9 protein-coding genes are annotated in these 12,298 nt (G+C 73.4%); 4 read left to right on the forward strand and 5 right to left on the reverse strand.

Features of this window, described 5'->3' with window-relative positions; genetic code table 11:
• Positions 1-130: 130 nt before the first annotated feature.
• The 4 genes from E0D90_RS17380 (at position 131) to E0D90_RS17395 (ending at position 4,943) form a co-directional block, all read left to right on the forward strand.
• A complete protein-coding gene (locus E0D90_RS17380; protein ID WP_227870282.1) occupies positions 131-1,051 on the forward strand; it encodes a carbohydrate ABC transporter permease in 921 nt (306 codons plus the stop codon).
• On the forward strand, positions 1,048-1,980 hold the full coding sequence (locus tag E0D90_RS17385) for a carbohydrate ABC transporter permease (RefSeq protein ID WP_130799163.1): 933 nt from the start codon (positions 1,048-1,050) through the stop codon (positions 1,978-1,980). Before E0D90_RS17380 ends, E0D90_RS17385 begins: the two co-directional genes overlap by 4 nt.
• A 42-nt stretch (positions 1,981-2,022) precedes the next feature.
• Positions 2,023-4,461 (forward strand): beta-xylosidase/alpha-l-arabinosidase, encoded by a 2,439-nt coding sequence (locus E0D90_RS17390; protein WP_227870283.1) that lies wholly within the window; start codon positions 2,023-2,025, stop codon positions 4,459-4,461.
• 107 nt (positions 4,462-4,568) lie between these two features.
• A complete protein-coding gene (locus E0D90_RS17395) occupies positions 4,569-4,943 on the forward strand; it encodes a hypothetical protein (RefSeq protein WP_130799164.1) in 375 nt (124 codons plus the stop codon).
• 67 nt (positions 4,944-5,010) lie between these two features.
• Here the strand turns inward: E0D90_RS17395 and E0D90_RS17400 are convergent, their stop codons facing one another.
• The 5 genes from E0D90_RS17400 to E0D90_RS17420 all read right to left on the reverse strand — a co-directional run bounded on the left by E0D90_RS17400 (position 5,011) and on the right by E0D90_RS17420 (position 12,171).
• Entirely contained in the window at positions 5,011-6,000 is a 990-nt protein-coding gene (locus E0D90_RS17400) for a glycoside hydrolase family protein (protein WP_130799165.1), read from the reverse strand.
• Positions 6,001-6,156: 156 nt separating this feature from the next.
• A complete protein-coding gene (locus tag E0D90_RS17405) occupies positions 6,157-7,461 on the reverse strand; it encodes a transporter (RefSeq protein ID WP_130799166.1) in 1,305 nt (434 codons plus the stop codon).
• Between the two features lie 8 nt (positions 7,462-7,469).
• On the reverse strand, positions 7,470-8,045 hold the full coding sequence (locus tag E0D90_RS17410; RefSeq protein WP_307721152.1) for a hypothetical protein: 576 nt from the start codon (positions 8,043-8,045) through the stop codon (positions 7,470-7,472).
• A gap of 167 nt (positions 8,046-8,212) precedes the next feature.
• A complete protein-coding gene (locus E0D90_RS17415; protein ID WP_130799167.1) occupies positions 8,213-10,342 on the reverse strand; it encodes a hydantoinase/oxoprolinase family protein in 2,130 nt (709 codons plus the stop codon).
• Positions 10,343-10,548: 206 nt separating this feature from the next.
• On the reverse strand, positions 10,549-12,171 hold the full coding sequence (locus E0D90_RS17420) for an FAD-dependent oxidoreductase (protein ID WP_103501398.1): 1,623 nt from the start codon (positions 12,169-12,171) through the stop codon (positions 10,549-10,551).
• Between the last annotated feature and the right edge of the window lie 127 nt (positions 12,172-12,298).

Raw genomic sequence — 12,298 nt, forward strand, 5'->3', positions numbered from 1 at the left:
CGTGGGCTCGGGGATGTGTAAAAGAGACGGCGCCGGCCGGGCGACCGCCATGATGAGCAACATCGAGCGGCTCTTCAGCGGCCAGCTGGACCCGCAGGGATTCTCCGACGCCATGCGGGACGTCTCCTAAGTGCACCCGCCCACACCCACCGGCCGCCGCGAGCGGGCCCGGAGGCCCACCGGTCGCCCAGGAATCTCCTGGGCGATCCCGGGCGTGGCCTTCTTCGCCTTCTTCGCCGCCGCCCCGATGTTCCTGGTGGCGTTCCTCTCCCTCACCAGCTGGGACGGACTCGGCTCACCGGCCTGGGCCGGTACCGACAACTGGACCAGGCTGTGGAGCGACCCGGGGATGCGCACCGCCCTGTGGCTGAGTCTGCTGCTGACCGCGTTCAGCTGGCTCTTCCAGACCCCGATCGCGCTGCTGCTCGGGGTCTGGGCGGCCGGCCGGCAGAAGTCCCGGGCGATGCTCTCCGCCGTCTTCTTCCTGCCGCTGCTGGCCTCCTCGGTGGCGCTCGCCCTGGTCTGGCGCTCCATCCTGGACCCCAACTTCGGCCTGGCCGCCGACGTCGCGCGCTGGTTCGACCTCAGCGACGCCAACGTGCTGGGCTCGGAGCGGGGCGCGCTGGCTGCCATCGCGTTCGTCGCGGCCTGGCAGTTCATCCCGTTCCACACCCTGCTCTACCAGGGCGGCGCCCGGCAGATCCCCAAGTCGCTCTACGACGCCGCCTCGATCGACGGGGCCGGCACGGTCCGGCAGTTCTTCCAGATCACGCTGCCGCAGCTGAAGAACACCGTCGTCACCTCCTCCGTGCTCATGGTCGTCGGCGCGCTGACCTACTTCGACACCGTGCTGATCCTCACCCGCGGCGGGCCCGGGGACGCCACCTCGATCGTGCCCTATCTGATGTACGAGACCGGCTTCCAGGCGTTCGACCTCGGCTACGCCAGCGCCATCGCCACCGCCCTGGTCGTCACGGCGACCGGAGTCTCGCTGCTGATGGTGCGGCTCACCGGCTTCAGCAGGATGCGTTCCACCCGGGAGGGCATGTGACCACCGACGCCCCACCCACCGAGAACCGCCGCGCCCCGAACCCTCCCGGCGGGCGACGGTCCCGAAGGGGCCGACCGGCGCTCGGGGCGACGCCGGCCCGGCGGCGGCTGTCCTGGCGGCGGGTCAACTACCCGGCCGGCTTCGCCTCGCTGGTCTGGCTGTTCATCGTCGCCCTGCCGCTGTACGTGCTGGTGTCGGCGACCCTGCGCACCCGGCAGGACTACCTCGACAACGGCGCCCTCTCCCTGCCGACCTCGCCCTCGGTCGACAGCTACCGGCGGGTGCTGGAGGGCGACTTCCTCACGTATCTGCTGAACACCGCGATCGTCACGGCCGCTTGTGCCACGCTGGTGATCGTGCTCGCCGTGACGGTCAGCTACTCCATCGTCCGTACCCGCAGCCGCGCCTCGCGGCGGATCTTCCAGTTCTTCCTGCTCGGCCTCGCGATCCCCTCGCAGGCGGTGATCATCCCGGTCTACCTGATCATCACCGAACTCCACTTCTACGACAGCCTGATGGCGATCATCCTGCCCACCGCGGCCTTCGCGCTGCCGGTGAGCGTGCTGATCCTGACCGGCACCATGCGCGACATCGACGAGGAGATCTACGAGTCGATGGCACTGGACGGCGCCACCCCGCTGCGGATGCTGCTCCAGCTGACGGTGCCGATGTCCCGTGCGGGTATCTCCACCGTCGGGGTGTTCTCCGCCCTCCAGGCGTGGAACGGCTTCCTCTTCCCGCTGATCCTCACCCAGTCCCGGGAGAACCGGGTGCTCACCCTCGGGCTGTACGACTACGTCGGCGAGTTCCGCGTCGACGTGCCGGCGCTGCTGGCCGCGGTCGTGCTGTCCATCGTGCCGATCTTCGTCGCCTACCTCTTCGCCCGCCGCCAGCTGATCAACGGGCTGATGGGTGTGGGCGGCAAGTGAGACGCGGCACGTGAACCGTGGCCACCGTGACAAGGAGTAACCGTGAACGACCCCTGGCAGGACCCCTCCCTACCCGCCGCGACCCGCGCCAAGGATCTGCTGGGCCGGATGACGCTGGAGGAGAAGCTCGGACAACTGGCCTCCATCTGGCCCGGTTCCGGGGACGGCGGCGCCGACCAGGACGTCGCACCGCTCCAGCACCAGCTCTCCGAGGAGGTCGACGCCGACGGCCTGCTGCGCCACGGACTGGGCCAGCTGACCCGCCCGTTCGGCACCAACCCCGTCGAACCCGCCGAGGGCGCCGCCGCGTTGCGCGACGCGCAGCAGCGCATCCGGGCCACCGGGCGGTTCGGCATACCCGCCGTCGCCCACGAGGAGTGCCTGACCGGCTTCACCGCCTGGCAGGCCACCATCTTCCCGACGCCGCTCGCCTGGGGCGCCGCGTTCGACCCGGCGCTGGTGGAGGAGGCGGCGGCACGGATCGGTGACTCGATGCGCTCGGTCGGCATCCATCAGGGCCTCTCCCCCGTGCTGGACGTCACCCGGGACCCGCGCTGGGGCCGGACCGAGGAGTCCATCGGGGAGGACCCCTATCTGGTCGGCACCATCGGCAGCGCCTATGTGCGCGGCCTGGAGTCGGCCGGGATCATCGCCACGCTCAAGCACCTGGCCGGCTACTCCGCCTCCCGGGCCGCCCGCAACCACGCGCCGGTCTCCATCGGGCCCCGCGAGCTGGCCGACGTCTTCCTGCCGCCGTTCGAGATGGCGCTGCGCGAGGGCGGTGCCCGCTCGGTCATGCACTCCTACAACGACCTCGACGGAGTACCGGCCGCCGCCAACACCGAACTGCTGACCGGGCTGCTCCGCGAGGAGTGGGGCTTCACCGGCACCGTCGTCGCCGACTACTTCGGGATCTCCTTCCTGGAACTCTCGCACCGGGTCGCCGCCTCCCCGGGCGCGGCAGGGGCGCTGGCCCTGGCCGCCGGGGTGGACGTGGAGCTGCCGGCCGTCCGCTGCTACGGCGAGCCGCTGGCCGAGGCGGTGCGGGCCGGAACAGTCCCCGAGTCCCTGGTGGACCGGGCCGCGGAGCGGGTGCTGACGCAGAAGGCCGAGATCGGGCTGCTCGACCCGGACTGGTCGCCCACCCCGCCGGTGCTGGCCGGTGCCGGACGGGAGCCGGGCGGCGCCGCACCCGTGGTGGACCTCGACCCGCCCGCGATGCGGGAGATCGCCCGCCGGCTGGCCGAGGAGTCCGTGGTGCTGCTCGCCAACGACGCGGGCACCCTGCCGCTGGGCCGGCACCGGCAGATCGCCGTGCTCGGCCCGCTGGCCGACGACCCGGCCGCCATGCTCGGCTGCTACACCTTCCCGCGTCATGTCGGCGTCGAGCATCCCGGGCTTCCGCTCGGGGTCGAGGTGCCCACGCTGCTGGACTCCCTGCGCCTGGAGCTGCCCGGCGCCCGGCTGGTGCACTCCGCCGCCGTCGCCGCAGCGACCGGCGGCTCCATCTCCGACGCGGCCGACGACCGTTCGGACGCGCCGACCACCTCCGTCGACCTGCCAGGTGCCGAGACGCGCCCGGGAGCCGGTACCGAGGCGGTCTTCGCCACCGTCTCGGGCGCCGACGTCTGCGTGGTGGTCGTCGGTGACCGCTCCGGCCTGTTCGGCCGGGGCAGCTCGGGCGAGGGCTGCGACGCCGTGGACCTCGAACTGCCCGACGGCCAGGGCGAGATCATCGACGCCGCGCTGGCGGCGACCGAGGGCAACGGCATCCCGGTGGTCCTGGTGCTGCTCAGCGGCCGCCCCTACGCGCTGGGCCGCTGGACGGACCGGCTGGCCGCCGTGGTGCAGGCGTTCTTCCCCGGCCAGGAGGGCGGGCCCGCGGTCGCCGGGGTGCTCTCCGGCCGGGTCAACCCCTCCGGACGGCTGCCCGTCAGCGTGCCGCGGCTGCCCGGCGGCCAGCCCTGGAGCTACCTCGCACCGCCGCTGGGCCAGGCCGGCGGCGCCAGCTCGGTGGACCCCACCCCGCTGCACCCCTTCGGCCACGGACTGTCCTACACCAGCTTCGGCTGGGAGAACGCCGCCCTCGGCAGCGACACCACCGACACCGACACCGCCACCGAGGTACGGGTGACGGTCCGCAACACCGGCGACCGCTCCGGCGCCGAAGTCGTACAGCTCTACCTGCACGACCCCGTGGCCCGGGTGACACGGCCGGTCAGCCAGCTCGTCGGGTACGCCCGGGTGGAGCTGGAGCCGGGAGCGTCGGCGGAGGTCCGCTTCGGCTTCCATCCGGACCTGGCCTCGTACACCGTCGCCCCGGGCCACCGCGTCGTCGAGCCGGGAGCGCTGGAGCTGCGGCTCGGCGCCTCCAGCTCCGACACCCGGTTCGCCCTCCCCCTCCGGCTCACCGGCGAGGAGCGGACGGTGGGCCACCACCGCACCCTGGTCTGCCCGGTGGAGGTGACCCCGGCGGGCTGAACCGCTCGGCCGGGCGCACCCACCCGTCGGCGACCGCACCGGCCGCCGACGGGTGGGTGCGTCTCACCCGGCCGCAACCGCCGGGGGCACCGGAGCGTCGCACAGACGTGAACGCGAACACGAACACCGTGGGAAAAGCCGGGCCCGCGCGCCGGATCCGTTGGCTGGCCGTCAGGGATTTCCTCCCCTGTCTCGGGGTGGTGACCGGGCTGACCGTCTGGATGTCCCGGGCGCTCCCCGCCCTCGGTCCGGGGTTCGAGGGCGAGGACCGCGATCTGAGCGTGCTCACCGTGGATCTGCCGCTCATCATGCTGGGCGGAGCGCTCGTCCCGCTTCTGGCCTGGCGCCTGGCCCCCGGCGGTGCCGGGCGCCCGTGGGCCCCGGCCCTCGCCGCTCTGGCCGGACTCGCCCTCGCCGTATGGGGCCTGACCGAGTGGTGGCACCCCCACCGGGCGTCCGAACCCGTGGGGCCGGGGCTCTGAACGGGCCGGGCGCGGGAGGGCCCGGCTCCGGCGCGTCGGCCGGAACCAGACCCTCCCTGCCGGACGCTCAGCCCGCGCGGGCCACCGCGATGGAGCCGCCGAGCCGGTCGCCCGCCTCGTACACCATGTACGACACGCCCCGGTCGGTGCCGAAACTCGGCGCCGCCACACGGCCGTTGTCCGGCCCGCCCGACAACGGCCGGTGGAAGACGCCCAGATGGTCGCGGCGGCTGAAGTCGTTGCCGACCTCGGTGATCAGCAGGTTGCCGCCGCTGCCCTTGTCGGTGTGGTAGACGACGAAGGTGCTGCCGTTCCGGTGCAGCAGGTGCGGTCCGCTGAGGTCGCGCACCCCGACCTGCTGCGGCCGGATCAACGGCTCCTGGTCGAAGCTCCAGTTGAGGCCGTCGGGCGACCATCCCCAGTTGATGGTGCGGCGGTTGCTCGTGTCGTTCCGCATGAACACCATCACCCAGCGGGCGTTGCGCCCGGGCAGGTCGTGGCGGAACACCCGTGCGTAGGAAGCCTCGTTGCTTCCCGACGGGAGCTGGGATGTGTGCAGCACCACCCGGTCGTAGGTGAAGTCGATCCCGTTCCGGGAGCGTGCCAGCCGGGTGGTGTTGTTCTCCCCGTGGAAGTACATCCACAGCTCGCGGGCGTCCGCGTTCCAGACGACGTGCGGCGAGGAGACATGGCTGACGCTGTAGTGCGGGTCCCAGTCGCGGCGGACGATCGGGTTGCCCCGGTACTCCGTGTAGGGACCGGCAAGTTCGTTCGCGTAGGCCAGGCAGATACCGCCGGGCGCGTCGTGGGGGGCGTAGTAGAGGTAGTAGCGGCCCAGCGGGTTGGACAGCCGGTCGTAGACGCCCCGCACACACGGGAAGATGATCTCGCCGGTGGGGTTGTAGGACAGCTGCGAGGGGGTGAGCAGCGTCCGGAGGTAGGTGTAGTCGGGGAACCCGCCGGGGGCGGCTGCGGCCCGGCCGGTGTGCAGGGTGGCTCCGGCGGCCAGCGCGGCGGCCGAGGCGGCGGTGCCGCGCAGCAGGGTACGGCGTCTCATCTGCTTCTCCTTGTCGTCCGTGGGGGAGCTGAGCGAGCGGATGGTGCGCGGGCGCGGCCGGCTGCCGCGCCCGGGTCCGGTGGGGGCCTGTCGGTGGTTCGGTCGTGGGGGGGGTCGGTGGTCCGGTCGTGGGGGTCGGTGGCCCGGTGGTGCGGCTCAGAGGTGGAGTGCGGCGGTGAGGCAGAACCCGCCGAGGGCGACACACCAGACGTAGGGGAGGGTCCGCAGCATCACCTGCTGCGGGGTGACGCCCGCGTACTGGGCGCTCCACACGGTCTGGGTGCTGGTCGGGTCGGCCACGCCGAACACCTGGTTGTAGGAGGTGGTCAGGCCGAGGACGGCGACCGCCGGGTAGATGCCGGTGGCGATCAGCACCCCGGCGATGCCCGCGCCCAGCCCGTAGACGTTGAGCGGCCCGCGGTAGAGGCAGAGCGGCACCAGCAGGGTGAAGACCACCACGAACATGACCGGGTTCTGCGGGCTGACCGCCTTGGCCAGCGGCTCCAGCGCCTCGATCGCGCCGGGGAGCCGGACGGCGGCCAGCAGCATGCCGATGGCGATGAACAGCGCGATCGGCGGCGCCGCGACGTCGAACCCGGCGTAGAGGGTGCGCAGCAGCCGCTTGCCCAGCTGCCCCGGCCGGGTGGTGGTCAGCAGCGCGTACAGCACGCCGGCCAGCAGCGAGGGGATGATCGCCACCTCCAGCACCAGGGCCAGGAACAGCGGGATCACCGGGGTGATCAGCGCGTACCAGGGCGCGTCACCGAGCTGGCGGCGACGGCTGGGCCGGCGCTCCCCGCGCGGTGAACCGGGCTCGGAGGAGAGTGACTTCAGCGACCAGGTGTGCACCACGCCGCGTCGGCGGCTCTCCACCACGACGAACAGCACGGCGAAGAACAGCGCGAACGGGAACAGCTTGAGCATGAAGGCGCGAACGGTGGGGATCGGCAGGTCCAGCGCGGTGGAGAAGAACTGCCAGATGGGCAGTTCGAAGGGCATTCCGGCGGCGATGCCCATCAGGATGGTGCCCGCCGCGGTGACCTTGGGGATGCCGACGGCGATCATCGCGGGGATGCCGATGATCCCGGCGAGCATCGCGGCGGGCGCCGACCCGGTGACGGTGCCGACCATGATGGAGACGCCGAGGACGCCCAGGGCAACCACCGTCGGCCGGTCCCCGCCGAACTCCACGATCTTGCGGACCAGGGTGCTGGCGATCCCTGTCTCGTCCAGCAGCTTGCCCAGCCAGGAGCCCAGCAGGATGGCGATCATGGTGGCGGCGAGCATCGGGGCACCCTCTTGGAGGACGGTGTCCAGGACGCTCTCCTCACCGCTCAGCGGCGCACCGGCGACCAGGGCGACGGCTACGGCCAGCAGGGCGAGGGTGAAGGCGGTCGGGAGCTTGCGGGTGAGCATCAGCCCGACCCCGGCCGCCATGATGAGCAGGATGACGATTCCCATGGCGGGCCTCAGTTCTCTCGGGTCGTGCCGGTGGCGGGGCGCGCGGCGGCGGTGACGGCGTGGGCCAGGGCGGCGGTCAGCAGCAGCGGGCTGCGGCCGAGCCCTCCGGCGGCACGGGCGTAGGCGTGGGCGGCGATCTCGTCGGCCCCCGCGACATGGCCGGCGACGCGCACCGGACCGATCCGCAGCGCGGTGTGGCCGAGCGCCGCCTTCAGCGCGGCCTTGCGCGGCCCGTGGTGGAGCCGGCAGTGCAGTTCCTCGTGGGCGAGGGCGGCGCGCCGGACGCTGCCGCGCGGGTACCAGTGCCGCCAGCCGAGCCGGCTCACCAGTGCCTCCGCGAAGGCGATGGTGTCGGTGTACAGCTCCACGGCGGCGGGCCGTGAGGTGTAGCGGGCGAGGAGCAGCCGGTCGGGGTCGAGGCCGCCGGTGCGTTCGACCACGCGGGGCAGCGCGGGGGCCGGGACGGCCCGGCCGCCGGCCGCCGGGCCGGGGGCCAGCTCGGCGCCGAAGCGGTCGGCGGTCTCGGCCCAACGCCGCAGCAGTGCCGGGTCGCGGTGGTCGTGGGTCGGGGTGACGGCGAGCATCCGCGCGCCCAGCTCGGTGTCGTCGAGGGCGGCGAGCCGTCCGTACTCGGGGTCGCCCGGGTCGATCCGGGGCCGGGACGGCCGCGCGGCGCGCCGGTTCCGGTCGCCGTCGCGGCCCCGGCGGCGGTCGCCGTCGCCCGGCGATGTCGCGTCACGGAAGAGGGAGTTCACGATCTGACCTCCAGCACGGCGACGACCGGCTCGTCGGGGGTGCGGGTACGCAGCTCGCTGCGGGCGAGCGCCAGCAACGGTTCGGCCTCCAGCACGCCGGAGAAGTCGGCGATCCGTGCGCCGAAGAGCAGCCGCACGGCCGGGGCGCGCACGCCGCCGTCGCCGTAGGAGGTGGTCTCATCGACCAGCCGGGCCAGGATCTCCGGGGCTTCGGCGACGGTGGTGGTCTCCACGCGGGCGTCGCGGGAGTGCAGCCGGACGACACCGTCGGCGTCCAGCACCCGGACCGGGTGACGGGCGCGGCGGAACCGGGAGCGGATCTCGGTGCCGTACACGGTGTGGGTGGGGGTGGCGGCGAGGTTGCGCACCCGCTCCGGCGGGGCCTTGAGGCTGTCGGCGGCGGCGGCCAGCCGCTCGTCCTCGTCCGAGCGGTGTGCCCGGTCCTGGGTGCGGAGTTCGGTGGCGCCGGTGGCGATGGCGCGGACCGTGTTGGTCTGGGCGTCGACCGTCACCTCGACCTCGACGGCTCCCGGCGCTGCGCCCTGGGCCACGACGGCGCGTTCGGCCTCGTCGCGCACGGCGAGGATCTGTTCCTGGGTGGCGCCGGGGATGATCCGCTCCACCTGTTCGCGGACGAGGGCGAGGGCCACCCCGAGCGGGCTGATCACCTCGCTGTGGGCGGCGATGGCCCCGTCCAGGCCGGTGAGTGCCGCGAGGTGGGGGGTGACCGAGGCCGCTCCCCCGCCGCCGCCGACGAGCCGCACGGCCTCCTCGTCCAGCCGGTAGTCCTTGATCATCTTCTCGACCGTCTCCCGCACGGGGCGGCAGCCCGCGTCGAGGACCTGGGTGGCCGCGCCGGTCACGTCGGTGCCGAGCGAGTCGGCGAGCGCCTGGAGCGCGATCCGGGCGGCCTCGGGGTCGCAGCGGGCGAAGTCGCCGTCCCGGACCCGGCCCAGCGCGTTGGCGGCGCAGGTCATGGTGAGCGCGAACCGCCCGCCGTCGGCTTCCAGCACCACGTAGTCGTCCGGGTCGCCCTCCATCGGGGCGAGGGTGGTCACGCGCGCCCCGGCGAGGTCGGCGGGGTCGGCGAAGCACGCGTACGGCAACCCGGCGATGTGGGCGCTGCGCGGCCCGACGGAGGTGACCTTGCCGCCCGAGATCCGGACCATGGAGCCGCCGCCGATCCCCACCGTGCGCACGTCCAGCGCCGACAGGTAGGAGGTGCGGCCGAGGATGGTGGCGTGCCGCACCGCGACCCGGCCCCGGTGGATGACGCTGATGTCGGTCGAGGTGCCGCCGGTCTCCAGGAAGACGCCCTCGCTGACCCTCTCCTGCATCAGCGCGCCCGCCACGCCCGCGGCGGGCCCGGAGAGGACGGTGAGCAAGGGCCGGCGGCGCATCTCGTCCAGCGACATGACGCCGCCGTCGCAGCGCATCACCATCAGCGGGGCGGTGACGCCGCCCTTGGTGATGGCGGAGTCCACCAGGTCGGCGGTGGCGAGCATCCGCGGCAGGATCGCGGCGTTGACGACCGCGGTGCGGGTGCGCTTGTGCAGGCCGTACAACGAGGTGATCTCGTGGGCGGCGGTGACCGGCAGCCCGGCCTCGCGCGCCGCGGCCAGCACCGCCGACTCCCCGGCCGGCAGGTCCACGCTGAACGGTTCGGTGGCCACCAGTGCCGTGGCGCCGTCGCCCCGGACGGAGTCGATGGCGGCGGCGACCCGCGCGCCGTCATCGGGGTCCTCGACGTGGGCGTAGCTCAGCGGCAGCTTGCGGCCCGGCGTCAGCTCCAGCCGGTCGAGCCGGGCGAGACGGCGGGTGAGCACGGCGGAGGCGCCGCGGCCGATGCCGATCAGCCCGACCTTGGCGACGTCCCCCTCCAGCAGGGCGTTGGTGGCCTGGGTGGTGCCGTGGGCGAGGAACGCGACGTCGTCGGCCTCGCAGCCGACCTGGGTGAGCAGCTGGTCCAGGGCGTCGACGATGCCCTGGGCCACGCCGTTCTCATGGTGGTGGCTGGTGGGGACCTTGACCTGTCCGACCAGCTTCAGGGTGGCCGCGTCGATGGCCACGGCGTCGGTGAAGGTTCCGCCCACGTCGATGCCGACGCGGACGCGGTGAGTGCTCATGAGCGGTGCACCTCTCTGTGCCTGTCTGTACCGGTCTGTACGTGACGTCTGCCGGTCGGGGCGCGGACGCGGGGAGCCGGTGGCCGTGGCGGCGGCTCGCGGCCCCGGGTGGCGGCCCGCACCCGAAGGCGGGACGCGCGGAGTGAAAGCAGCAGGGGGTGAGGGAAGCACGGCCGGGCGGGAGCGGTCCCGCCCGGCCGGGGCGGTCAGTAGCCGCGGACGTCGGGCCAGCGGCGCTGCACCCCCTGCCGGTCCAGCAGCCGGGCGAACTCGCCGAACCGCTTCTCCTCGGCCTGGACCTGGTGCGGTACCACGCCCTCGTCGAGGCAGTGCGCGGCGAGCGCGCCCGCGACCTCACCGATGTTCCACTCGACCGGGTGGAGGCGGAAGCAGCCGTTGGTGATGTGGGTGGTGCCGATGTTCTTGCCCGCGGGCAGCAGGTTGCGGACCCGGCGCGGGACCAGCGCGCCGAGCGGGATCTCGAAGGGCACGGAGCCGATGTCGATGTAGTCGTCCCCGCCCGTGGAGGGGTGCAGGTCGATGCGGTAGCTGCCCACGCCGACGGAGTCGGCGCGCCGCTCCCAGCCGTAGGGGCCGACCAGGTCGACGGCCACATCGTGCTCGGTGACGGTGGTGACCGCCTTGATCCGCCGCGCCTCCCGCACGTACGCGGCCTTCGCCAGGCCGTCGGGGGTGCCGGTGACGTCCGGCCGGGGACGCAGACCGGGGAAGCCGGTGCCGCCGTCGGCTCGCGGCGCCTCGGTCTGCAGCCAGTACATCAGCGACAGCGACAACTGCCGTGCCTCGTAAAGCGCCTGGCGGGTGGTCTCCTCGCCGCCGCCGACGTAGGGCTTGAGCCAGTAGTCGTTGAGCGGCCAGTTGACCAGCGTGATGTCGGAGTCGAACGCGCCCTCGCGGTGCAGCTTGCGGGCGAGGATGCGGCGGAATCCCCACAGTTCCTTGTCACCGGCGTCCGCGCTCTGGTCGGCGCTGATCGCCAGCGGGTCGGTCTCCGGGTTGGGTTCGAAGGTGCGGGGCACCGGCTCCAGGGTGCGGGGGTCGGGGGCGAGGAAGCCGAGCAGCGGGCCGGGCCAGAAGTCGGGCCGGTAGGAGCGCCAGAAGTCGTAGTCGGCGGGCCGGTCGATGGTGTGGTCCTCGCCCTCGTGGTGGGAGAGGGCGAAGCAGACGGTGATCCCCTGCTGGTTCAGCGGCTGCGCCTCGTCCGGGGCGTGCGGCTCGTCGTACTCCGAGCGGGCCTCCGCACCGAGGGCGTGCTCGACGCCCGCCAGCTCCAGCAGTTCGCCGGTCTCGGTGGCGTCCAGGACGTAGCGGGCCTCGACGGTGACGCGGTCCCCCGCCAGGCCCTCGACGGTGACGGCGCGCACGGTGTCCCCGTCGGTCTCGGCCGCGACGGGGCGGTGCTCGGTCAGCACGGTCAGCAGCCCGGCCGAACGGTAGGGGGCGATCATCGCCTCCAGCACGGCGAGGGCGACGCGCGGCTCGTGACAGAGCTTGCTGACCCGCCCGGCACCGGGGTTGAGCCCCTCCAGGGCGGCGGCCTCCGCCCGCAGCGGGTACCAGGTGCGGTAGTGGTCGCGGATGCCCTGACGCAGCCGGCGGTAGCTGGCGGTGGTGCCGAACTGCTCGACCCACGGGTGCTCGTCCGGCGGCACCGCCTGGGAGGTGAGCTGCCCGCCGATCCAGTCGGTCTCCTCGGTGAGCACCACCCGTCGTCCGGCGCGGCAGGCGGCCAGGGCGGCGGCGACGCCGCCCAGACCTCCACCGACGACCAGGATGTCGGTGCGGACGGCGGCTGTTGGTCCCGTCATTCGATGAATCTCCTCGGTTCGCGGCCGGTCCGGTCTCGCCCGGGTTCCGGCGGTGCGTCGTCGTGCGTGCGGGGTGGTTCTCCGGGGCCGGCGGGTCAGCCCGCCGGGCGCTGCGGCGGCGGGGAAG

Origin of the sequence: Streptomyces otsuchiensis (genome assembly GCF_004305975.1) — a bacterium.
GTDB classification, from domain to species: domain Bacteria; phylum Actinomycetota; class Actinomycetes; order Streptomycetales; family Streptomycetaceae; genus Streptomyces; species Streptomyces otsuchiensis.

Excerpts from the sequence above, each read along its gene's own strand:
- E0D90_RS17400 (WP_130799165.1), bottom strand. The coding sequence starts at position 6,000 with ATGAGACGCCGTACCCTGCTGCGCGGCACCGCCGCCTCGGCCGCCGCG.
- E0D90_RS17405 (WP_130799166.1), bottom strand. The coding sequence starts at position 7,461 with ATGGGAATCGTCATCCTGCTCATCATGGCGGCCGGGGTCGGGCTGATG.
- E0D90_RS17410 (WP_307721152.1), bottom strand. The coding sequence starts at position 8,045 with ATGCTCGCCGTCACCCCGACCCACGACCACCGCGACCCGGCACTGCTG.
- E0D90_RS17415 (WP_130799167.1), bottom strand. The coding sequence starts at position 10,342 with ATGAGCACTCACCGCGTCCGCGTCGGCATCGACGTGGGCGGAACCTTC.
- E0D90_RS17420 (WP_103501398.1), bottom strand. The coding sequence starts at position 12,171 with ATGACGGGACCAACAGCCGCCGTCCGCACCGACATCCTGGTCGTCGGT.